Genomic DNA, 21059 nt, shown 5'->3' with positions numbered 1-21059 from the left:
GTATCGGCCCATCCTGCAGCCCGCCAGCGTTACATAGACAGGTAAATCCCGCACACGCCAGCGGGCACGCGATTTGCGGCCACCGGCGCGGGCGCTTGTGCCCGTAAACCAATAAGGAGTAGTCATGAAGAACACCCGCCTTCTCAAAGCCCTGGGCGCGGCTGCGCTGGCCGCTACGCTGGCCGCCTGCGCCGCGCACGACGGACATCGCAGCGCGGGCCAATACACCGACGACACGGCGACGACGGCGCGCGTCAAGGCAGCCCTCGTCCAGACCGAGGGCGTGTCCGCCGCAGACGTGCAAGTGGAAACCTATAACGGCGTCGTGCAGTTGAGCGGCTTTGTGCCTAGCAAAGACGCCGCATCGCAGGCGGTACAGGCGGCGCGCGGCGTGGATGGCGTCAAGGAAGTGCGCAACGACATCCAGATCCGCGGCAAGTAAGTCGCATGCGAACGATGGCGCGCGCCTGCGCGTCGCACGCCATCGTTCGCGGGTCACCCGTTGACAATCTGCCCGCCGTTCGGATGCAGCACCTGCCCCGACATATAGCTGGCGTCATCGCTGGCCAGAAACACAAAGCACGGCGCGACCTCATCGGGCTGGCCCGGCCGGCCCATGGGTGTGTTCTTGCCGAACGATTCCAGGCTGTCCTCGGGGAAAGTCGAAGGAATCAACGGCGTCCAGATAGGGCCCGGCGCGACCGCGTTCACCCGTATTCCCCGCTCGGCCAGCGCGGTGGACAGTGAACGCGTAAAGGCCACGATCGCGCCCTTGGTCGCCGAATAGTCGATCAGCTTCGGATTGCCATGGTACGCGGTCACCGACGTCGTGTTCACGATCGCGCCGCCTTGCTGCATCAAGGGCAATATTTCCTGCGTCAGGCGGAACAGGGCAAAGAAGTTGGTGCGGAAGGTGCGCTCCAGCTGTTCGCGGCTGATGTTCTCGAACGTCTCCATGACGTGTTGCTCTGCGGCGTTGTTGACCAGCACGTCCACCCTGCCGAACGCTTCACGGGCCATGGCCACCACCTTCGCCAGATGCGCCTCGTCGCCCAGGTCGCCTGCCGCCAACAGGCAACGGGCGCCCGCTTGCGTCACGAGCCTCTCGGTTTCGCGCGCATCGTCATGCTCTTGCAGATACGTAACAAGCACATCGGCGCCCTCTTTGGCGTACGCGATCGCCACCGCCCGCCCGATGCCGCTGTCGCCGCCCGTTATCACCGCGCAGCGGCCTCGCAGCTTGCCCGCGGGCAGATAATCGCGTTCTTCGCCATCCGGGCGGGGGGACATGCGGTCCTGCCGCCCCGGCTGAGACTGCTGGCGGGGCTTGCCATCGTCGCTTGCCTGGGGAATTTGATTCGCTGACATACACAGATCTCCGGATGCGGTTGGCGCCGCGCGGACGCGCGGCACCGTGGCCGGCGCAAGACGCATGCCGGGGGCTATGGTTTTCCCCAGTGGGAAAGACGGCAGCGCTTGTGTAAAGTCAGTGGCCTGACCACTAGGCCACCAGGCATCCAGGCCCATGAGCACGTTCCACGCCGTCGCGGTGACGCGGCTCTATCGCATGATCGCCGACCAGATCGCCAGCCGCATACGCGCCGGCGATTTCCCCGCCGGCTCGCGCCTGCCGGCCGAACGGGATCTGGCCGAGCAGCTGCAGGTCAGCCGCTCTTCCATCCGCGAAGCCCTCATTGCCCTGGAAATCGAGGGATATGTCGAAGTGCGCGTAGGCACCGGCGTGTTCGTCCTTGCGCCGCGCGAAGACGGCAAGTATGGCCCGGCGACGGCTGCCGGGCCCGTGGCGACCGAGCCCAGCGATATCGGGCCCTTCGACCTGCTTGAAACCCGGCTCCTGCTAGAGCCCGAATGCGTGTCGCTCGCCGCCCAGCGCGGTTCTGCCGAGCAGATCGCGGCGATCCAGGCGGCTCATCGCGCCATGTCGCTGGCCGACTCCCCCGGCACGCACGATCGCGCTTTCCATGGCGCGATTGCCGAGGCCTGCGGCAATGCCGCGCTGGCTTCCGCCATTTCGCACATCTGGCAGCTGAGCACCGCCAGCCCGGTATTCAGCCGCCTGGAAGAACACTTCGTCACCACCCAGGTCTGGCAGGCGGCGCACCAGGAACACGAACGCATCCTGTCCGCCATTGTCGATCGCGACCCCATACGGGCGCGCCACGCCATGCACGATCACCTGGTCGGCATCCTGGCACGCCTGCGAGAAGATTTCGGCAGCGGCGGCCTGCGCTAGCTGTCGCCATCCCGCCCGAAAGGCCCCTAGACAACAACATCCCAAGGTGAAAACCATGCAGCTGACCCGTACTCTCACCACCCTGCTGGCTACCGCCGGCATCGCCCTCGCCGCTCCCGCCCAGGCTCTGGACATCAAGCTGGGCCACGTGCTGGCGCCCAGCCATAGCTGGCACAAAGCGGCCGAAGGGTTCGCCGCCGACGTCAAGGAAAAGACCGACGGCCGCGTCAACTTCGTGCTCTACCCCAGCGGCCAGCTGGGCAACGAAAAGACCATGATCGAAGGCCTGCAGATCGGCAGCCAGGGCGCGGCCATCATCGGCTCGGGTTCGCTGCAGCCGGTGGAGCCGAAGTTCGGCATCGTCGAGCTGCCCTACACCTGGAAGGACGCCCGGCAAGCCTACGCGGCCTATGACGGCGAGCTGGGGGAGGCGCTGGCCAAACTGGCAGCGGCCAAGAACCTGGTGATCCTGTCCTGGTGGGAAAACGGCTTTCGCCACCTGACCAACAATCGCGGCCCGATCAACACGCCGGCCGACCTCGACGGCCTGAAGACGCGCGTCACGCCCGACAAGATGCGCCTGGATACCTTCACCGCCCTGGGCGCCAATCCCGCGCCGCTGGCCTTCGGCGAGTTGTATTCCGCCCTGCAGCAGAAGGTGTTCGACGCGCAGGAAAACCCCTTGTCGATCATCTACACCTCGTCATTCTTCGAAGTGCAGAAGTACTTGTCGCTGACCGGCCACGTATGGGGTCCGGCCAGCCTGATCGTGGCCAAGCACACCTGGAACCGCATTTCGCCCGAAGACCAGAAGGTCGTACAGGCGGCCGCCGACAAGTGGCGCGACGAACAACGCAAGATGATCACCGAAAGCGACGCCGAGTATGTGGCGCGCCTGAAAGAAAAGGGAATGCAGGTCAACGAGGTCGACAAGGCGCCGTTCATCGCCGCCGTGGCGCCGGTCTGGAAAACCTATGAACCCATCTACGGCGCCGACCTGATGTCGGTGCTGCAGAAGTACCGCGAAGGTCAATAATGCTGCTGCGCCTTGCCGACCTGCTGTCGTGGGTCAGCAAGGCCATCGCCGCTGTGGCGGTGGCCGTGCTGGCCGCACTTATCACGTATGTCGTATTCCAGCGTTTCGTCACGCACGAAACGCCGCACTGGGCCGAAGAGCTGCCTCGCCTGGTGCTGGTGTGGGCCGCGTTTATCGGCGGCGTCACCTGCAGCCATGAACGAACCCACCTGCTGGCCGGATTGCTGCCCTTCTTTGTGCGCAACCGCCGCACGCTCGATTTCGTCGAGCGCCTGAACCAGCTGCTGATCATCATCGGCCTGGGCGTGCTCGGCTATGCCGGCTGGCAGCTCGCCCAGCTCACCATAGACCAGACTCTGCCCGCGCTGAACGTGTCGGCCGGCATGGTTTATATGGCCTTGCCCGTGGCGTGCGCGGCCGCGGTGCTGGTGCACGTGTCCCAATTACTCGCGGCCCGCGACGCCGCCTCGAAGGACCAATAAGATGTCAATGGGTGCCCTCTTTCTCATGGGCGTATTCACCGTCACGGTGCTGATCGACATGCCCATCGCCTTCGGGCTGGTGTTGTCGTGCCTGGCCTATCTTGCCGTGTACGACACCGCCCCGATGATGCTGGCTGCGCAGCAATATGTGGCGGGGCTCGACAGTTTCACGCTGCTGGCGATCCCTCTTTTCATCCTGGCCGCGCAGCTGATGAACGGCGCCGGCCTGACGCAACGCATCGTGCGCCTGTGCGCGGCGATCGTCGGCGATATCCGCGGCGGCCTGGCCGTGGTGGCGGTGCTGGCGTGCATGATGTTCGGCGCCTTGTCGGGCTCGGGCGTGGCAGACGTCATCGCCATTGGCAGCCTGCTGCTGCCCGCCATGGCTCGAAGCGGCTACGACAAGGGTTTCAGTTGCGCGCTGGTCGGCAGCGCGGGCGCCGCCTCGACCATCATTCCGCCCAGTATCGTGCTCATTGTGTACGGCACCATTACCGACACATCGGTAGGCAAACTGTTCCTGGCGGGCATTATTCCTGGCATTTTGCTGGGGATATCCCTGATCGTGGTGGCCATCTGGCAGGCCCGCAAATACAACTGGGCCGGCGGCGATCCGTTCAGCTGGGCCGAACTGCGCTCGGCGCTGGCCGGCGCCCTGCCTGCACTGATGGTTCCGGTGCTGATCGTCGGCGGCATCCGCATGGGTGTCTTCACAGCCACCGAAGCCGCTTCCAGCGCCATTGTGTACGCCTTGCTCGTGGGCTTCTTCTGGTACCGCAGCCTTACCCTGCGCACGGTCTGGGAAAGCCTGAAGTCCACCGGCGAAGGCAGCGCGGCCATCCTTCTGCTCATCGGCGCGTCCGGGCTGTTCGCCTGGATCCTGGTGGCCGAACAGGTGCCCCAGGCACTGTCGCAGATGCTGGTCCACTTCACCGACAGCAAGACCGCCGTGCTGCTGATCCTGACGGTGGTGCTGTTGCTGCTGGGCACATTCATGGAAGCCATTCCGGTCATCATCATCGTGGCCCCCGTGGTCATGCCGGTGCTCGCCCACTACAACATCGACCCGGTTCACTTCGGCATTCTGCTGTCCATCAACATGGCCATCGGCGCCAACACGCCGCCCGTGGGCGTCGACCTGATGGCTGCATGCAAGATCGGCGGCATCAACATGATGCAGACCCTGCGGCCGCTTACCTGGATGATGCTGGCCATGACCGCCGTGATGCTGCTGCTTACGTTTGTTCCCGAACTTGTCCTGTACTTGCCCAGGCACGTCCAATGAAACCTGAACTTCTCCCCTTGCGCCCTGCCCGGCTGCGCCGCAGCTGGATGTTCGTGCCCGGCCTGGACGAGGCTGCCCAGCGGCGCGGGCTGGAAAGCGGCGCCGACGTGCTGGTGGCCGACCTGGAAGAGTTCACCGCGCCTGCCGACCGGCCCGCCGCGCGCCAGCGCATCGTGGCGCTGTTCAAACTGTGCCGCGCGCGCGGCACGGTGGCCGCGGTGCGTATCAACACCCTGGCCGGCGACGGGCTGGCCGACCTGCGCGGCATCATGCCTGGCGCGCCCGACGCCATATTGCTGCCGCATGCCGAAAATGCCGAGCAGATCCGCGCGCTGGACGAGGCCATTGCGGCCTGCGAAGCCGAGTTCGGCCTGGCCGCCGGCCGCACCGAAATCGTGCCCACGCTGGAATCGGCCCGGGGCGTCAGCCGTGCGATCGAGATCCTGGGCGCCAGCGACCGCGTGTCGGCTTGCCTGCTGGCCGCCGAAGATCTCACCGCCGATCTCGGCGCCGAACGCGGCCCGGATGGCATCGAGCTGCACGCGCTGCGCAGCCGCTTCCTGGTCGACTGCGCGGCCGCCGGTTGCGTGCCCATCGATTGCCCTTTCAACTACCGCGACCCCCGGGCCCTGGCAGACGATCTGCGCTGGGCCCGCCGCATCGGGCTGAAGTCCAAGTGCGCGGTGTTTGCCGAGCAAGTGCCGGCCATACATGCCGCCTTCACGCCCAATGCCGCGGAAGTCCGGTCGGCCCGGGCCCTTGTGCTGGCGTACGAGGCGCAGAAGCGCGGCGAGCCGGATGCCGGCGCACCCATCGATCCGCCCGACTACAACACGGCGCGCCGCCTGCTGGCGCGCCATGCCGAATTCGAAGAATGGCATGCCGTGACGCATCCGGCGTCCTAGGAGACTTTGTATGACCCCCGCAATCCAGCCTTCGCGCAATGGCGGCCAGATTCTCATGCAGCAGTTGCGCGCGCATGGCGTGCATCGCGTATTCATGGTGGCTGGCGAAAGCTACTTGCCGTGCATTGACGCCCTGAACGAGCATGCCGGCGCGATCCAGCCTGTGGTATGCCGGCAAGAGAGCGGCGCGGCCTATATGGCCGAAGCCCATGGCAAGCTCACCGGCGAGCCCGGCATCTGCTTCGTGACGCGCGGACCTGGCGCCACCAACGCCAGCATCGGGGTGCACACGGCGTTTCAGGATTCGACGCCGATGATCCTGTTTGTTGGCCAGGTGGGCAACGACTTCTACGAACGCGAAGCTTTCCAGGAAATCGACTACCGCCGCATGTTCGGGCAGATGGCCAAGTGGGTCGCGCAGATCGACCGCACCGACCGCATTCCCGAATATGTATCGCGCGCCTTCAGGGTGGCCACCAGCGGGCGGCCCGGCCCGGTGGTGCTGGCGCTGCCCGAAGATGTCCTGTGGGGCCAGGCCTGCGTGCCCGACCTGCCGCGCTACGCACGTACCCCGCTCCACCCGGGCGCCGACGACCTGGAGCGCATGGTTGGACTGCTGGACCAGGCGCAGCGCCCGTTTCTCCTGGTGGGCGGCAGCGGCTGGACGGGTGACGCCATCGCACAGGTGGCCGCGTTCGCCCAACGCTTCGAACTGCCGGTGGGCACGGCCTGGCGTCGCCTGGAATGCTATGACCAGCGCCATGCCAATGCGGCCGGCCAGGTGGGCTGGGCCATGACGCCGGAGCTGCGCAAGCGTGTCCTGGACGCCGACCTGCTGCTGGCCGTGGGCACGCGCCTGGGCGAGGCCACTACCGAAGGCTACACACTCATCGAAAGCCCGCTGCCGCGCCAGAAACTGGTGCATGTGTACCCCGATCCCGGCGAACTGGGCCGGGTATTCGCGCCGACACTGGGCATCGCCAGCAGCGTGACGGCGTTCGCCGCCGCGCTCGACGGCCTGAACCCCGGCCACGCCGCCAGCCGCGCCGATGCCGTGCGCAGCGCGCACGCCGAGTACCTTGCCAGCCTCGCGCCGCTGCCCGCGCCGGGCGAGCTCAGCCTGGACGAGGCCGCCGCCCACGTCAACGCGCAGCTTCCCGCCGATGCCTGCATCACCGTCGGCGCGGGCAACTATGCGCTGTACCCGCATCGATACCGTCAGTTCACGGGCCCTGGCTCCAGCCTGGCGCCCACGGTCGGGGCCATGGGGTACGGCCTGCCCGCTGCAATCGCCGCCAAGCTGGAAAACCCGGCGCAGACGGTGGTGTGCTATGCAGGCGACGGCTGCTTCCAGATGAATATGCAGGAACTGGGAGTAGCCATGCAATACCGGCTGGGCATCATCGTTCTGGTGTTCAATAACGGCATGTGGGGCACGATCCGCGCCCACCAGGAACGCGATTTTCCCGGCCGCGACATCGCGCTGGGCTTCGACAACCCGGACTTCACGCAAATTATCAAGGGCTATGGCGGCTACGGCGAAGCCGTAGAGCGCACTGCCGATTTCGGGCCCGCGTTTGCCCGCGCCCGCGCGTTTGCCGAACGGGAGAACCTGCCCGCCCTGCTCGAACTCCGCTACGACCCCGACGGCATCGCCCCGGGCCAATCTCTGGCCGCCATCCGGGCCGACGCGCTGGCATCTCGGGCTACGCCCGCCTTTTCCTGAAAGGACCTTCACGATGACGACTCCGACCATATCCATTGACGGCAAGCGGCTCTGGCAGTCGCTGATGGACCTTGCAAAAATCGGCGCCACGCCCAAGGGCGGCAATTGCCGGTTGGCACTGACCGCGCTCGACGGCCAGGGGCGCGACCTGGTGGTCGGCTGGATGAAAGATGCCGGCCTGACCGTCCGCGTGGATCAAGTGGGCAATATCTTCGCGCGCCGCGCCGGCCGCAACGACACCCTGCCTGCCGTGATGACCGGCAGCCATATCGACACCCAGCCCACGGGCGGAAAATTCGACGGCTGTTACGGTGTGCTGGCCGGCCTTGAGGTCATGCGTACCCTCAACGATGCCGGCGTGCAGACCGAGGCGCCATTGGAACTTGCCATCTGGACCAACGAGGAAGGCTCTCGGTTCGTGCCGGTGATGATGGGCTCCGGCGTGTTCGCGGGTAAGTTTCCGCTCGAGACCGCGCTGAACGCGCGCGATGCGGACGGCAAATCCGTGCGCGACGAGCTGCAGGCCATCGGCTATGCGGGCGCCGATCCCGTGGGCGGCCGCCCCGTGGATGCCTACTTCGAGGCGCACATCGAACAAGGCCCCATTCTTGAACACGAAGACAAGGTGATCGGCGTGGTCACCGGATCGCTGGGCCTGCGCTGGTACGACGTCGTGGTCACGGGCATGGAAATGCACGCAGGCCCGACGCCCATGGCCATACGCAAAGATGCGCTGCTGGCAGCCAGCTACCTGGTGCAGGCAGTGATCGACATCGCCAACGCCAACCAGCCGCATGGCCGTGGCACGGTGGGCGAGATCCACGCACACCCCGGCTCGCGCAACGTGATTCCCGGTCAGGTGCGCATGACGGTAGACCTGCGTCACGAAGACGAAGCCACGCTCACCCGCATGCACGAAACGTGGAAGCAGGCCGCCCAGGATATCGCCACCCGCCACGGCGTTACCGTCGAAGTGAAAGATGTGCAGTACTTCCCGCCCACGCCCTTCGACCCGGATCTGGTGGGCAAAATCCGCGACGGCGCGGCCGCCCGCAACCTGCCCCGCATGGACATCGTCACGGGTGCGGGCCACGATGCGGTGTACATGGCGGCCGTGGCCCCCACGGCAATGATCTTCGTGCCGTGCAAAGATGGCATCAGCCACAACGAAATCGAAGACGCGCGCCCCGACCACCTGGAAGCCGGTTGCAACGTGCTGCTCGACGCCATGCTCAAGCGCGCCGGCATCGCAAGCTGAAGCGCGACCCGACAGGAGACTTCCCATGACTTTGCACGATCTTGAATACTGGCGCGCCAAGGCCGCCACCCTGACCCTGCGCGGCCAGGCCTATATCGACGGCGCTTACGTCGATGCGCTGGACGGCGCCACCTTCGCCGCGCACAGTCCCATCGATGGCCGCAAGCTGGCCGACGTGGCCGCTTGTGGAGAGGCCGATGTCGACCGCGCCGTACGAGCGGCGCGGCACGCCTTCGAGTCGGGCGTGTGGCGCGACCTGCCCCCGCGCGAACGCAAGACCCGGCTGCAGCGCCTGGCCGCGCTCATTACCGAACACACCGAAACGCTGGCGCTGGTCGAGACGCTGGATATGGGCAAGCCGATACGCGACGCGCTCGCCTTCGATCTGCCGGAAACGGCGCACTGCTACGCCTGGTTCGGTGAAGCCGTCGACAAGATATACGACGAAATCGCCCCCACCGGCGGCGAGTCGCTGGCCACCGTCACGCGTGAGCCATTGGGCGTCGTGGCGGCGGTCGTTCCCTGGAACTACCCGCTGCTGATGGCGGCCTGGAAGGTCGCGCCGGCCCTGGCGGCCGGCAACAGCGTGATCCTGAAGCCTGCCGAGCAGTCGTCGCTCAGCGCGATCATGCTGGCGGACCTGGCCGCGCAGGCCGGCATCCCGCCGGGCGTGTTCAACGTAGTGCCCGGCTTCGGCGCGCAGGCCGGCCAGGCGCTGGGCCTGCATCCCGACGTCGATTGCGTGGCCTTTACAGGGTCCACGGCTACCGGCAAGCGCTTCATGCAATATGCCGGCCAATCCAACCTGAAGCGCGTCTGGCTGGAATGCGGCGGCAAGTCGCCCCACATCGTGTTCGACGACTGCCCCGACCTGGACCGGGCGGCGCTGGCCGCGGCGGCGGGCATTTTTGTGAACCAGGGCGAAGTCTGCATCGCCGGTTCGCGCCTGTATGTGCAGGCGAGCATATACGATGAGTTCCTGGAACGCGTCACGGCGCATGCCCGCGCCATGCAGCCGGGCGACCCTCTGGACCCGGCCAGCGTAATCGGCGCCATGGTCGACGAGCGCCAGATGCAGTCGGTGCTGGCGCGCATCGACGCCGGACAGCGTGAAGGCGGAGTTTCACTGCGCGTGGGCGGCAACCGGGTGCTGGGCGACAGCGGCGGCTACTACATCGAACCCACCATCTTTGACTGCACCAGCCCCGACAACTCGCTGATGCGCGAAGAAATTTTCGGTCCGGTGCTCGCCGCCCAGCGCTTTACCACCGAAGACGAAGCCATCGCATTGGCCAACGACTCGATCTACGGTCTGGGCGCCGGCCTCTGGACGGCCAACCTCAGCCGCGCCCATCGTCTGTCGCGCCGCCTGCGCGCGGGCCTGGTCTGGGTCAACTGCTATGCCGAGGGCGACATCACCGTGCCGTTCGGCGGCGTCAAGCAGTCGGGCTTCGGCCGCGACAAATCCCTGCACGCCCTGGACAAATACAGCGACCTGAAAACCACCTGGATCAGCCTGGCCTGACACCGCGGCGCCAGATCGCCAGGTGTCTGACACCCAAAGGTGTCAGACACCCCCCGAATGAACGCAACCGCAACCCCATGCCACCGCGTCCCCGCGCCAGGTGTCTGACACCCAAAGGTGTCAGACACCCCCCGAATGAACGCAACCGCAACCCCATGCCACCGCACACCCGCGCCAGGTGTCTGACACCCAAAGGTGTCAGACTCCCCCCAAATGAACGCAACCGCAGCCCATACCACCGCGTCCCCGCGCCAGGTGTCTGACACCCAAAGGTGTCAGACACCCCCCGAATGAACGCAACCGCAGCCCATACCACCGCACACCCGCGCCAGGTGTCTGACACCCAAAGGTGTCAGACACCCCCCAAATGAACGCAACCGCAGCCCATACCACCGCACACCCGCGCCAGGTGTCTGACACCCAACGGTGTCAGACACCTCCCGGATGAACGCAACCGCAGCCCATACCACCGCGCACCCGCGCCAGGTGTCTGACACCCAACGGTGTCAGACACCCCCCGAATGAACGCAACCGCAGCCCATACCACCGCACACCCGCGCCAGGTGTCTGACACCCAAGGGTGTCAGACACCCCCCAAATGAACGCAACCGCAGCCCATACCACCGCGTCCCCGCGCCAGGTGTCTGACACCCAAAGGTGTCTGACCCCCCCCGAATGAACGAATCCATTCCCTCCCACCAACCGTAACAAAAGTTTGCATGTAGGCTAGAATCTCGGATTAGCGTCCCTGCCTTGCCCGCCATGTCCGAATCTGCTGCCGAAGTCCCACCCACTATCCTGGTCTACACCGAAGAACAGCGCGGCAGTTTCCTGGTCGAGTCGCCGCTGCTCGGCATGATTTCGGACGTGTCGGGCTCCGAAAAGCTCGTCGCCGTCTGCGATCCTTATAACCAGATCACCTTCCTGTATCGCGTCGACCACGGCACGAACAACCTTGACGCCGCGGCCATCATCGACCAGCCGGCGTCGCATTTCGACGGCAAGCACACCATCGTCATCAACGGCACCAGCTTCCGCCTGGGCCCCCCCGAAGCCGCCATGCGGCTGCTGCAAGGCAAGACGCGATGGATCCAGGACAAGGGCTCCGTGCTGTCGGTGCTGCTTCGCAACGCCGCAAGCCGCCATACCGGCTTTGCCTCGCGCCAGATACAGCGGGAACGCGTGCTGCACATCCCCGACGGCATCGCGATAGCGCCTCTGCCGCGCGCCTGAAGCTGGCGAACTGGCGCCAGGTGGCTATACCAAGTAACATTCCTAGCCCCCTCCTTGGCAGTACTTTCAAACGGATTCCATGCTTTTCAAAGACCAGCTTTTTCTTGCCAGCCAATATCTGGCGCCCCATCACCTGGTGTCGCGCCTGATGGGCCATGCCGCAGATTGCCGCACGCCCGCCGTCAAGAACTGGATGATCTCGCGCTTCGTGCGCCGATACGGCGTAGACATGAGCGAAGCCCAGCTGCAGGATCCGTTGGCCTACGAAACTTTCAACCAGTTCTTCACCCGCAAGCTCAGGCCCGGCGCCCGCCCCTTGGATGCCGAACCGGGCGGCGTAATCTGCCCGGTCGACGGCGCCATCAGCCAGCTCGGCCCCATTGAGCACGGCCGCATTTTCCAGGCCAAGGGGCACTCGTACAGTCTGACCAACCTGCTGGGCGGCGAGCCCGAGCGCGCGACGCCTTTCATCGGCGGCGATTTCGCCACCATCTATCTTTCGCCGCGCGACTATCACCGGGTGCACATGCCTTGCGCCGGCACCCTGCGCGAAATGGTGCACGTGCCCGGCCGCCTGTTCTCGGTCAATCCGCTGACGGCGTCCCATGTGCCCGAACTCTTCGCCCGCAACGAGCGGGTCGCCTGCCTGTTCGACACCGAATACGGCCCCATGGCCATGGTGCTGGTGGGCGCCATGATCGTGGCGTCCATCGAAACGGTATGGGGCGGGCTGATCACGCCGTACAAGCGGCGCATCCGCCACTGGCGCTACGACGCCGCGTCCCGGGCGCCCATCCACCTGGAAAAAGGCGCGGAAATGGGGTTGTTCAAGCTGGGCTCCACCGTCATCGTGCTGTTCGGCCCCAACCGCGTCCGCTGGACCGACACGCCGTCGGTGCGCGGGCCCGTGCGCATGGGCGAACTCATGGCCATGCCGGCCTGAGCGCTGGGCCGGGCCACGGCCTGGCCGCTACCACGGAAAATCAATCAGGTCGCCGTACAGCTGGCGCAGCTTTGCCTTGACCTCCGGCGACTGCTGATAGATGCGGATGAACTCAAGCAGACGCGGATCCTGCGCCTGTTCGGGCCGCGTCACCCACCGGATGGCGTAGCGCCGCACGTTTTCCGGGTCAGTGTTGTCAAACGCCAGGCCGTCCTTTTCGTCGATACCCGCATGCTTGGCAAAGGTCGTGTAGGTCACCGACGCGGTCACGTCATCGAACGTACGCGCCGATTGCGAACCTTCCACCTGGATCAGCGCCAGTTGCTTCGGATTGGCGACGATGTCCTGCATCGTGGCCTGATGGTCGGCGCCGGTGCGCAGCACCAGCAAGCCCATCGACTGCAACAGCAGCAGTGCTCGCCCCGCGTTGACCGGGTCGTTGGGGATTGCAATGCGCGCGCCCTGCGGCACGGGGTCGCCCCGTTTCAGCCGCTTGGAAAACAAACCTATGGTGGTGGAATAGCCGTAAGCAATGGGCGTGAGATTGGTGCCCCGGCTGCGGTTGAACAGTTGCAAGAACGGCTCGTGCTGGAAGAAATTCGCGTCGATCGAACCCTCGGCAGCGGCAATATTGGGCATGACCCAGTCGCTGAACTCCACCAGCTCTACTTTCAGCCCCTGCTTGCCGGCCTGGGCAATGGCGATTTCCGTTGCCTCGTTTGCGACACTGGGAATGACGCCTATGCGCAGCGGCCGCTCTGATGCGGCGCCGGCCGCGCCACCCATCGACAGCAGGAACAACAATGCGGCAAAGCCGGCCGTGAGTTTCTGGAACATGATGCAGGTACGCCCCGGGACGATAAAGCAGAAACCGTCATTGTGCCGCAGCGCCGCCCCAACCCGCCCGATGCCCCTGCGCATGACCTGGGCTCCCCCGTCGCGGCTTGCGCTGCGCATCCACATCGATAAGATACCGGTAGCCCAGCCGCCTTTCCCCGCGGCGAACCGGAGTCTGCCATCGTGTCCAGCATCTACCCGACTGCCCCTGCCGCGTCGCGCGCCATTACGCTTCTGGGCGCGCCCACCGACGTAGGCGCCGGCTCGCGCGGCGCGTCGATGGGGCCGGAAGCCTTGCGCGTCGCAGGGCTGGCCCAGGCGCTGCGCGCGCTGGGGCACCACGTCGAAGACGCCGGCAACCTGCCCGGCCCGGCCAACCCCGAGCTCCCCCCCGCCGACGGCCATCGCCACCTGCCCGAAGTGATCGCCTGGAACAGACAGGTACATGACGCCGTGCATACCGAACTGCGACGCGGCCGCCTGCCGGTGCTGATGGGGGGCGACCACTGCCTGGCCATCGGATCGATCAGCGCCGTGGCGCGGCATTGCCAAAGCGCGGGCAAACCGTTGCGCGTGCTGTGGTTCGATGCGCATGCCGATTTCAACACTCACGCGCACACGCCGTCCGGCAATATGCATGGCATGCCGGTCGCCTGTCTGTGCGGCCACGGGCCGGCGGCCCTGACTGCGCTGGCGGGCCATGCCCCCGCGCTGCAACCGGACTGGATACGCCAGATCGGTATCCGCAGCGTCGACGAAGGCGAAAAGCAACTGATCGACGCCGCCGGCATCCAGGTATACGACATGCGCACCATCGATGAGCTCGGAATGCGCGCCGTCATCGAGGCCGCCCTTGGCGACCTGGCCCCCGGCACGCATCTGCACGTGAGCTTCGACGTCGACTTTCTCGACCCGGAAATCGCACCCGCCGTTGCAACCAGCATTCCGGGCGGCCCCACATATCGCGAAGCCCAGCTGTGCATGGAAATGATCGCCGACACCGGCCTGCTGGGTTCACTGGATATCGTCGAACTCAATCCCGCGCTGGACGTGCGCAACAAAACCGCCGTTCTGGCCACCGAACTCGCGCAAAGCCTCTTCGGCAAGTCCACCCTGATCCGGCGCAATCGATAATCCCGCGGGCGCGGGCACGCTGTACGGCATGCCGCCCCGCCCCTGTACCGCACATACCAAGGAAATCACATGACCGACCGACAACTCACCATCCTCGCCGCGCTGAACATGATCGCCGCCGTGGGCGCGGGCGCGTTCGGGGCGCATGGACTCAAGCGGGTACTGTCTCCCGATTTGCTGGCTGTCTGGCAGACGGGCGTGCTGTATCACCTGGTCCACGCACTGGGCTTGTTCGTCGTGGTTCTGCTGGGTGCGCGTTTCGGCTCGGCGCTGCTGTCCACCGCCGGGGTGGTCATGTTTGCCGGCATCGTGCTTTTCAGCGGCAGCCTTTACCTGCTGGCAAGCACCGGCACGCGGTGGCTGGGCGCCATCACGCCGCTGGGCGGCGTGGCATTTCTGCTGGCCTGGGGCATGGTCGCCTGGGCGGCGTGGCGGTCCGCCTGACGCCTGGGCGGGGCCTTGCTACTCCAGGGGCGGGTCGAAATGGCGCGCCAGCACCTTGCCCACGTCGGGCTGCGCGGCCGCCTGCTCGGCAATCGCATACAGCGCGGGGCAGTTTTCCTTGAACCAGGCCGGCCCCGGACGCCAACGTATCATCACCGATATATACAGATCCAGCGCGCTGAACCGGCGCCCCAGCGCATGGGGCGCCCCCGCCAGGCGGTCTATTTCTTGCCATAGCTCGGCGCGCCGGGTATGCACGCGCGTGCGCAGCAGTTCCGCGGGGTCGCCCGGAGTCGTCCATTTGGCTGGCTCGTCCGCATACGTGAACGTGGGATATACCGCGCCCACGATGCGCATCAGCAAATGCCAGAACCGCTGCCGGTCGGTGCTGTCCGAAGGCGGCACCAGGCCCGCTCCGGGCGCGACATCGCTGATGTGCAGTACCATCGCCGCGCTTTCCGTCATTACTTCTCCACCGGGCAATACCAGGGTGGGAACCTGCCCCGTCGCGTTCAGGCGCAGCAACCGGTCCCGGCCGGGCCCGGGCTTCAGGTACGGCAAGTCGGTCACTGTGTACGGGATAGCGGCCAGGTCCAGCGCCATTTCTATGATCGCCGAACCACAGCCGCGCGATCCGATAAGCTCGTAGGTGCTCATTGCCTGCCTTCCTGTGTGGCGGGGGCCACGCGCAACAGCGCGCCGTCACCCGCGTCGGTCAAGACGTACACTTCGCCATCCGGCCCCTGGCGCACATCGCGTATGCGCGCGTTCAGGTCGTGCAGCAAGCGTTCCTCTGCGATGATTTCCTTGCCGCCCCGCAGTTGCAGGCGGATCAGTTCCTGGCCGCCCAGGGCGCCGATGAACAGCGATTCCCGCCATTCGGGATAGCGGTCGGCGTCGTAAAAAGCCATGCCGCTGATGGCCGGGGATTTCTTCCACCAGTACAGCGGGCCCTGCATGCCGGGCTGGCTCGTTCCCTTGGCTTCCGGGATGGCAAAGCCGGAATAATTGATGCCGTGCGTGGCCAGCGGCCAGCCGTAGTTAAGGCCCGGCTGCACGATATTGATTTCGTCGCCGCCGCGCGGCCCGTGCTCGTGTTCCCATAGTTCGCCCGTCCAGGGGTTCAGCGCCATACCTTGCGGATTGCGCATGCCGTACGTCCAGATCTCGGCGCGCGCGCCGGCCCGGCGCGCGAACGGGTTGTCGCGCGGCACTTGGCCGTCGGGGTGGATGCGCACAATCTTGCCCTGCAACTTGTCCAGGTCTTGCGCGGTCGGCCGGCGGTTGTTCTCGCCCAGCGCGATGTACAGCAGGCCATCCTTGCCGAACAGCATCCTGCCGCCATAGTGCTGGCCGCTGGATAACTTGGGTTCCTGGCGGAAAACCACCGTGAAGTCTTCCAGGCCGCGCGCATCGGCAGACAAGCGGCCGCGGCCCACCGCCGTGCCGCTGCGGTCGCCATCGGACTCGGCGTACGACAGATACACCAGGCGGTCCTGCTCGAAGTCGGGCGACAGCACCACATCCAGAAGGCCACCCTGCCCGCTTGCATGAACCTCGGGCAGGCCCGACAACGGCTGAGACAGGCCGGCCTGGGCATCCCAATGCCGCAAGCGTCCGGCACGCTCGGTGATCAGCATGCCGCCGCCCGGCAGAAACGCCAGCGACCACGGATGTTCCAGGCCTTTGGCCAAGGTGGTTACCCGGGCTTGGGCCCGCACAGGTTCGGGCGCCTGCGTCTGGGCCCCGACGGGCGCACCGCCCGCCAGCAACACGGCCAATCCGGCGGCGGACGCCACGAACCGGGGCCAGGCCCGGCAAGATGAAAATCTCGACATGAAGCACCTCGCAGCGTGCATGGGGCCCTGAAACTGTACTACATGCCCCCCACCACATCGCGCGACAAAACGTGTCAGAGACCCCAGGCCCCTCGCGCCCAGGTGTCTGACTCCCTTCGGGAGTCAGACACCAACACGGCATCCCCCCTCGCCCAGGTGTCTGACTCCCGAAGGGTGTCAGACACCAACACGGCCTCACCACCCCTCGCCCCAGGTGTCTGACTCCCGAAGGGTGTCAGACACCCACACGGCCTCACCACCCCTCGCCCCAGGTGTCTGACTCCCAAAGGGTGTCAGACACCAACACGGCATCACCCCCCTCGCCCCAGGTGTCTGACTCCCAAAGGGTGTCAGACACCAACACGGCATCACCCCCCTCGCCCCAGGTGTCTGACTCCCGAAGGGTGTCAGACACCAAAGGAACCAGCGGCCGACGCCGTCAGCCGCCCAGGTATGCCTTGCGTACCGCGTCGTTGGCCAGCAGGTTGGCGCCGGAGTCCTGCAGCACCACCCGGCCGTTTTCCAGCACATAGCCACGGTCGGCGACCTGCAGCGCCTTGTGGGCGTTCTGTTCCACCAGGAACACGGTGACGCCCTGCTCGCGGATGGTGCGGATGATGTCGAAGATCTGCGCGATGATCAAAGGCGCAAGCCCCAGCGTAGGCTCATCCAGCAGCAGCAGCTTGGGTTGCGTCATCAGCGCGCGTCCGATGGCCAGCATCTGCTGTTCGCCACCCGACATCAGGCCTGCGCGCTGGTTGGCCCGCTCTTTCAGGCGCGGGAACAGGCCGTACACGTGCTCCAGGCCCGCCTGGATAGCATCGCGGCTCGCGAAAAACCCGCCCATCATCAGGTTCTCGGACACCGTCAGATCCTTGAACACGCGCCGGCCCTCTGGCGATATGGCAATACCCGAACGCATGATGTGGTGCGTTTCCTTGCGGGTAATGTCTTCGCCCTCGAAGGTGATCGTGCCTTCACGCGCGCGCGGGTTGCCGCACACCGTCATCAGCAGCGTGGTCTTGCCGGCCCCGTTGGCGCCGATCAGCGTCACGATCTCGCCCTTGTTGACTTCTACCGACACGCCATTCAAGGCCTGGATGGCGCCGTAATACGTATGGATGTTGTCCAGCTTCAGCATCATTCTTCCCCCAGGTACGCCTTGATGACGCGCTCGTCACTGCGCACCTGCTCGGGCGTGCCCGTGGTGATCGGCTTGCCATGTTCCATGACCAGGATCCGGTCGGATATACCCATGATCAGGCTCATATCGTGCTCGATCAGCAAAACCGCCACGCCGAATTCGCGGCGCAGCTGGTCTATCAACTGTTGCAGATCGCGTTTTTCCTGCGGGTTCAGGCCGGCCGCGGGCTCGTCCAGCATCAACAGGCGCGGCTTGGTGATCATGCACCGCGCGATCTCCAGCCGCCGCTGGTGGCCATAGGCCAGATAGCCTGCCTCGCGGTTGGCGTATTCGCGCAGGCCCATAAAATCGAGCCAGTGCGCAGCCCGCGCCAACGCCGCGTCTTCTGATTCGCGGTACGACTTCAGCTTGAGCAGGCCGGGCAGCAGGCGCGACTCCACCTGCGTGTGCTGCGCCACCAGCAGGTTTTCCAGCACCGTCAGCTGCTTGAAGAGGCGCACGTTCTGGAAGGTGCGAACCAATCCGTGGCGGGCCACTTTGTGGCTGGGCAAGCCGGTGATCGGCTTATCGTCCATGACGATCTCGCCGGCGGTGGGCTTATAAAAGCCGCCCACGCAGTTGAACACCGTCGTCTTGCCCGCGCCGTTGGGGCCGATAATGGCGAAGACTTCGTCGCGGCGCACCTCGAACCCCACGCCGTCGACGGCCAGCAGGCCGCCGAACCGCATGCTCAGCCCGGCTACTTTCAACAATACTTCGCTCATTTGGCCAGCTCCACATGGGGACGCTTCATGGGCAACAGCCCTTGTGGACGCCACATCATCATCAGCACCATCACCAGGCCGAAAATCAGCATCCGATATTCGGCAAACTCGCGCGCCACTTCCGGCAACACGGTCAGCAGAATCGCGGCCAGAATCACGCCCACCTGGGAGCCCATGCCGCCCAGCACCACAATGGCCAGAATCAGCGCCGACTCGATGAAGGTGAACGATTCGGGGTTGACCATGCCCTGCCGCGCCGCGAAGAACGCGCCGCCAAAGCCCGCGAACATCGCGCCCAGCGTAAACGCCGACAGCTTGATGCGCGTGGGGTTCAGGCCCAGCGAGCGGCATGCGATCTCGTCTTCACGCAAAGCTTCCCATGCGCGCCCGACCGGCATGCGGATCAGCCGCGTGGATACGAACAGCGTCAGCAAGGCCAGCGCCAGCGCCATCAGGTACAGATAGTTCACCATGTGCTGGTTGTCGAACGTCCATCCCATGATGTCGTGGAAGGTACGCCCGCCCTCTTCGCTGGCGCGGCGCGACATTTCCATGCCGAACACGGTGGGCTTGGGAATGCCCGAGATGCCATCCGGGCCGCCCGTGATGAAGTTCAGGTTGATGAGCAGCAGGCGGATGATCTCGCCAAAGCCCAGCGTCACGATGGCAAGGTAGTCGCCGCGCAGGCGCAATACTGGGAAGCCCAGCAGGAACCCGAACAGTGCCGCCATGGCGCCTGCCAGCGGCAAGGCTTGCCAGAACCCCCAGTCAGCCCAGTGATACAGCAGCGCATACGTATAGGCGCCCACCGCGTAAAAGCCGACAAAACCAAGATCCAGCAGGCCGGCAAAGCCCACCACGATATTCAGGCCCAGCCCCAGCATGACGTAGATCAGCACCAGGGTGGCGATGTCGACCGAGCTGCGGCCGCTGAAAAACGGCCAGACCACGGCCGCCAGGATCAGCAGCGCGATGATCCACTTATTGCCCTTGGCAGGCGCTGCCGGCAACACGGGAATGCTGGTCTTGAGCCGCTGGAAGGGCTTGGCCAGCCAAGGGCGCACCAGTTGAAAAACAAACACCACTGCGGCAGCCAGGGCCACCATCTCCCAGTGGGCTTCCAGATGGGTGCGAGCGCCCTGGCGAACCAGCTGCAGCCCGAACACCGGCATGACGATGATGGCCGTCAGCACGGCCGCCATCGTCGCGTTCTTTAGGGTGTGGTTGGCCATCAGACTTTTTCCACCTCAGGTTTGCCGAGCAGTCCGGAAGGACGGAACAGCAGGATCAGCACCAGCAGCGAAAACGCCACAATGTCTTTGTATTGGGACGAGATATATGCTGCGGCCAGCGTCTCGGCCAGCCCCAGCAGCACTCCGCCCAGCATCGCGCCGGGAATGCTGCCGATACCGCCCAGCACTGCGGCGGTAAACGCCTTGATGCCGGCCAGGAAGCCGATGAACGGGTTGAGCTTGCCGATCGTGATGGCGATGAGCACGCCCCCCACGGCCGCCAGCATGGCGCCCAATATGAAGGTGAAAGAAATCACCCGGTTGGTGTCGATGCCCAGCAGGTTCGCCATGTGCATGTCCTGCGAGCAGGCGCGCGACGCCCGGCCCATGCGCGAATGCTTGATGAATAACCACAGCGCCACCATCAGCAGCACGGTGACCACGATGATCATCATGCGTGAATACGGCAGCGTCACGTCGAACTCCGAGCCCATCTGGAACTGCAGCGAGCCGGAAATCAGCGAAGGCACGGCCATGTCTCGCGCGCCTTGGCCCAGGGCCACCCAGTTCTGCAGGAAAATCGACATGCCGATGGCGGAAATCAATGCCACCAGACGCTGGCTGCCGCGCACGGGGCGGTAGGCCACGCGCTCGACGCTGAACCCATACACGCCCGTGACGGCTATCGCAACGAGCAGCATCGCCGCGATCAGGAATGGCAGGGGCAACCCGCTATTGGTGCCGATGGCGGTCAGGGTTACCAGGCCCACGTAGGCGCCGATCATGTAGATCTCGCCGTGGGCAAAGTTGATCATACCGATGATGCCGTAGACCATCGTGTAGCCGATGGCGATCAGCGCGTAGATCGCGCCCAGCGAAAGGCCATTGAAGACCTGCTGGGTAAGTTGAGGGATAAGGTCTGACATGGATGGAATACCTATGCTCCAAATGGTTCCGGCTCCGGTAGAACGACCCGGAGCCGGAAACCTGGGCGTGCGAACAAGTCCCGGCGGATGGCC

General features: G+C 65.4%; 21 protein-coding genes. 13 read left to right on the top strand and 8 right to left on the bottom strand.

Annotation, left to right across the window (positions count from 1 at the left end; all coding sequences use genetic code 11):
* Positions 1 to 124: 124 nt before the first annotated feature.
* A complete protein-coding gene (locus CAL19_RS08105; RefSeq protein ID WP_026641359.1) occupies positions 125 to 442 on the top strand; it encodes a BON domain-containing protein in 318 nt (105 codons plus the stop codon).
* A gap of 53 nt (positions 443 to 495) precedes the next feature.
* Here CAL19_RS08105 and CAL19_RS08100 read toward each other — a convergent pair whose 3' ends face one another.
* Positions 496 to 1353: an SDR family oxidoreductase gene (locus CAL19_RS08100; RefSeq protein ID WP_026641358.1), complete on the bottom strand. Its 858-nt coding sequence runs from the start codon at positions 1351 to 1353 to the stop codon at positions 496 to 498.
* A gap of 172 nt (positions 1354 to 1525) precedes the next feature.
* Here CAL19_RS08100 and CAL19_RS08095 point away from each other — a divergent pair, with 172 nt between their 5' ends.
* The 10 genes from CAL19_RS08095 to asd all read left to right on the top strand — a co-directional run bounded on the left by CAL19_RS08095 (position 1526) and on the right by asd (position 12647).
* Positions 1526 to 2254, top strand: coding sequence for a FadR/GntR family transcriptional regulator (locus CAL19_RS08095; protein WP_026641357.1), 729 nt, complete (start codon positions 1526 to 1528; stop codon positions 2252 to 2254).
* Positions 2255 to 2309: 55 nt separating this feature from the next.
* Complete coding sequence (locus tag CAL19_RS08090) at positions 2310 to 3290, top strand: DctP family TRAP transporter solute-binding subunit (protein WP_026641356.1); 981 nt, start codon at positions 2310 to 2312, stop codon at positions 3288 to 3290.
* Positions 3290 to 3772 (top strand): TRAP transporter small permease, encoded by a 483-nt coding sequence (locus CAL19_RS08085; protein WP_026641355.1) that lies wholly within the window; start codon positions 3290 to 3292, stop codon positions 3770 to 3772. Before CAL19_RS08090 ends, CAL19_RS08085 begins: the two co-directional genes overlap by 1 nt.
* Position 3773: 1 nt before the next feature.
* Positions 3774 to 5057: a TRAP transporter large permease gene (locus CAL19_RS08080; protein WP_026641354.1), complete on the top strand. Its 1284-nt coding sequence runs from the start codon at positions 3774 to 3776 to the stop codon at positions 5055 to 5057.
* Positions 5054 to 5962, top strand: coding sequence for an HpcH/HpaI aldolase/citrate lyase family protein (locus CAL19_RS08075; RefSeq protein WP_026641353.1), 909 nt, complete (start codon positions 5054 to 5056; stop codon positions 5960 to 5962). The genes CAL19_RS08080 and CAL19_RS08075 overlap by 4 nt, the downstream gene beginning before the upstream one ends.
* 10 nt (positions 5963 to 5972) lie before the next feature.
* Positions 5973 to 7688 (top strand): thiamine pyrophosphate-binding protein, encoded by a 1716-nt coding sequence (locus CAL19_RS08070; protein ID WP_094796503.1) that lies wholly within the window; start codon positions 5973 to 5975, stop codon positions 7686 to 7688.
* A gap of 13 nt (positions 7689 to 7701) precedes the next feature.
* Positions 7702 to 8946, top strand: a complete 1245-nt coding sequence (locus CAL19_RS08065; protein ID WP_094796502.1) for a Zn-dependent hydrolase — start codon at positions 7702 to 7704, stop codon at positions 8944 to 8946.
* A 25-nt stretch (positions 8947 to 8971) separates the two neighbouring features.
* Positions 8972 to 10471: an aldehyde dehydrogenase gene (locus CAL19_RS08060; RefSeq protein ID WP_094796501.1), complete on the top strand. Its 1500-nt coding sequence runs from the start codon at positions 8972 to 8974 to the stop codon at positions 10469 to 10471.
* Between the two features lie 762 nt (positions 10472 to 11233).
* The gene (locus CAL19_RS08055; RefSeq protein WP_094796500.1) at positions 11234 to 11704 is read left to right on the top strand and encodes a hypothetical protein; all 471 of its coding nucleotides are present in this window, start codon (positions 11234 to 11236) and stop codon (positions 11702 to 11704) included.
* Positions 11705 to 11783: 79 nt separating this feature from the next.
* Positions 11784 to 12647 carry an archaetidylserine decarboxylase gene (asd, locus tag CAL19_RS08050; protein ID WP_026641348.1) on the top strand — a complete coding sequence of 288 codons (864 nt, stop codon included), beginning with the start codon at positions 11784 to 11786 and terminating at the stop codon, positions 12645 to 12647.
* 27 nt (positions 12648 to 12674) lie between these two features.
* On the opposite strand, the gene CAL19_RS08045 is transcribed toward asd, so the two are convergent.
* Positions 12675 to 13484: a MetQ/NlpA family ABC transporter substrate-binding protein gene (locus CAL19_RS08045; RefSeq protein ID WP_094796747.1), complete on the bottom strand. Its 810-nt coding sequence runs from the start codon at positions 13482 to 13484 to the stop codon at positions 12675 to 12677.
* 183 nt (positions 13485 to 13667) lie between these two features.
* On the opposite strand from CAL19_RS08045, the gene rocF reads away from it, so the two are divergent.
* Positions 13668 to 14618, top strand: a complete 951-nt coding sequence (gene rocF / locus CAL19_RS08040; protein ID WP_249276273.1) for an arginase — start codon at positions 13668 to 13670, stop codon at positions 14616 to 14618.
* A 69-nt stretch (positions 14619 to 14687) separates the two neighbouring features.
* Positions 14688 to 15062 carry a DUF423 domain-containing protein gene (locus CAL19_RS08035; protein ID WP_094796499.1) on the top strand — a complete coding sequence of 125 codons (375 nt, stop codon included), beginning with the start codon at positions 14688 to 14690 and terminating at the stop codon, positions 15060 to 15062.
* Between the two features lie 18 nt (positions 15063 to 15080).
* On the opposite strand, the gene CAL19_RS08030 is transcribed toward CAL19_RS08035, so the two are convergent.
* The 6 genes from CAL19_RS08030 to livH all read right to left on the bottom strand — a co-directional run bounded on the left by CAL19_RS08030 (position 15081) and on the right by livH (position 20966).
* Positions 15081 to 15719: a glutathione S-transferase family protein gene (locus CAL19_RS08030; RefSeq protein ID WP_026641344.1), complete on the bottom strand. Its 639-nt coding sequence runs from the start codon at positions 15717 to 15719 to the stop codon at positions 15081 to 15083.
* Positions 15716 to 16900 carry a PQQ-dependent sugar dehydrogenase gene (locus CAL19_RS08025; protein WP_094796498.1) on the bottom strand — a complete coding sequence of 395 codons (1185 nt, stop codon included), beginning with the start codon at positions 16898 to 16900 and terminating at the stop codon, positions 15716 to 15718. The genes CAL19_RS08030 and CAL19_RS08025 overlap by 4 nt, the downstream gene beginning before the upstream one ends.
* Before the next feature lie 439 nt (positions 16901 to 17339).
* The gene (locus tag CAL19_RS08020) at positions 17340 to 18041 is read right to left on the bottom strand and encodes an ABC transporter ATP-binding protein (protein ID WP_026641342.1); all 702 of its coding nucleotides are present in this window, start codon (positions 18039 to 18041) and stop codon (positions 17340 to 17342) included.
* Complete coding sequence (gene livG / locus CAL19_RS08015; RefSeq protein ID WP_026641341.1) at positions 18041 to 18808, bottom strand: high-affinity branched-chain amino acid ABC transporter ATP-binding protein LivG; 768 nt, start codon at positions 18806 to 18808, stop codon at positions 18041 to 18043. The genes CAL19_RS08020 and livG overlap by 1 nt, the downstream gene beginning before the upstream one ends.
* The gene (locus tag CAL19_RS08010; protein WP_026641340.1) at positions 18805 to 20040 is read right to left on the bottom strand and encodes a high-affinity branched-chain amino acid ABC transporter permease LivM; all 1236 of its coding nucleotides are present in this window, start codon (positions 20038 to 20040) and stop codon (positions 18805 to 18807) included. The genes livG and CAL19_RS08010 overlap by 4 nt, the downstream gene beginning before the upstream one ends.
* Positions 20040 to 20966, bottom strand: coding sequence for a high-affinity branched-chain amino acid ABC transporter permease LivH (gene livH, locus CAL19_RS08005; RefSeq protein ID WP_026641339.1), 927 nt, complete (start codon positions 20964 to 20966; stop codon positions 20040 to 20042). Before livH ends, CAL19_RS08010 begins: the two co-directional genes overlap by 1 nt.
* Positions 20967 to 21059 lie beyond the last annotated feature (93 nt).

The organism is Bordetella genomosp. 7 (assembly GCF_002261265.1).
Classification (GTDB): Bacteria; Pseudomonadota; Gammaproteobacteria; order Burkholderiales; family Burkholderiaceae_B; genus Bordetella_A.
This window is presented reverse-complemented; position numbering and strand designations above follow the sequence as displayed.

Excerpts from the sequence above, each read along its gene's own strand:
- CAL19_RS08105 (WP_026641359.1), top strand. The coding sequence starts at position 125 with ATGAAGAACACCCGCCTTCTCAAAGCCCTGGGCGCGGCTGCGCTGGCC.
- CAL19_RS08095 (WP_026641357.1), top strand. The coding sequence starts at position 1,526 with ATGAGCACGTTCCACGCCGTCGCGGTGACGCGGCTCTATCGCATGATC.
- CAL19_RS08090 (WP_026641356.1), top strand. The coding sequence starts at position 2,310 with ATGCAGCTGACCCGTACTCTCACCACCCTGCTGGCTACCGCCGGCATC.
- CAL19_RS08085 (WP_026641355.1), top strand. The coding sequence starts at position 3,290 with ATGCTGCTGCGCCTTGCCGACCTGCTGTCGTGGGTCAGCAAGGCCATC.
- CAL19_RS08080 (WP_026641354.1), top strand. The coding sequence starts at position 3,774 with ATGTCAATGGGTGCCCTCTTTCTCATGGGCGTATTCACCGTCACGGTG.
- CAL19_RS08075 (WP_026641353.1), top strand. The coding sequence starts at position 5,054 with ATGAAACCTGAACTTCTCCCCTTGCGCCCTGCCCGGCTGCGCCGCAGC.
- CAL19_RS08070 (WP_094796503.1), top strand. The coding sequence starts at position 5,973 with ATGACCCCCGCAATCCAGCCTTCGCGCAATGGCGGCCAGATTCTCATG.
- CAL19_RS08065 (WP_094796502.1), top strand. The coding sequence starts at position 7,702 with ATGACGACTCCGACCATATCCATTGACGGCAAGCGGCTCTGGCAGTCG.
- CAL19_RS08060 (WP_094796501.1), top strand. The coding sequence starts at position 8,972 with ATGACTTTGCACGATCTTGAATACTGGCGCGCCAAGGCCGCCACCCTG.
- CAL19_RS08055 (WP_094796500.1), top strand. The coding sequence starts at position 11,234 with ATGTCCGAATCTGCTGCCGAAGTCCCACCCACTATCCTGGTCTACACC.
- asd (WP_026641348.1), top strand. The coding sequence starts at position 11,784 with ATGCTTTTCAAAGACCAGCTTTTTCTTGCCAGCCAATATCTGGCGCCC.
- CAL19_RS08045 (WP_094796747.1), bottom strand. The coding sequence starts at position 13,484 with ATGTTCCAGAAACTCACGGCCGGCTTTGCCGCATTGTTGTTCCTGCTG.
- CAL19_RS08035 (WP_094796499.1), top strand. The coding sequence starts at position 14,688 with ATGACCGACCGACAACTCACCATCCTCGCCGCGCTGAACATGATCGCC.
- CAL19_RS08030 (WP_026641344.1), bottom strand. The coding sequence starts at position 15,719 with ATGAGCACCTACGAGCTTATCGGATCGCGCGGCTGTGGTTCGGCGATC.
- CAL19_RS08025 (WP_094796498.1), bottom strand. The coding sequence starts at position 16,900 with ATGTCGAGATTTTCATCTTGCCGGGCCTGGCCCCGGTTCGTGGCGTCC.
- CAL19_RS08020 (WP_026641342.1), bottom strand. The coding sequence starts at position 18,041 with ATGCTGAAGCTGGACAACATCCATACGTATTACGGCGCCATCCAGGCC.
- livG (WP_026641341.1), bottom strand. The coding sequence starts at position 18,808 with ATGAGCGAAGTATTGTTGAAAGTAGCCGGGCTGAGCATGCGGTTCGGC.
- CAL19_RS08010 (WP_026641340.1), bottom strand. The coding sequence starts at position 20,040 with ATGGCCAACCACACCCTAAAGAACGCGACGATGGCGGCCGTGCTGACG.
- livH (WP_026641339.1), bottom strand. The coding sequence starts at position 20,966 with ATGTCAGACCTTATCCCTCAACTTACCCAGCAGGTCTTCAATGGCCTT.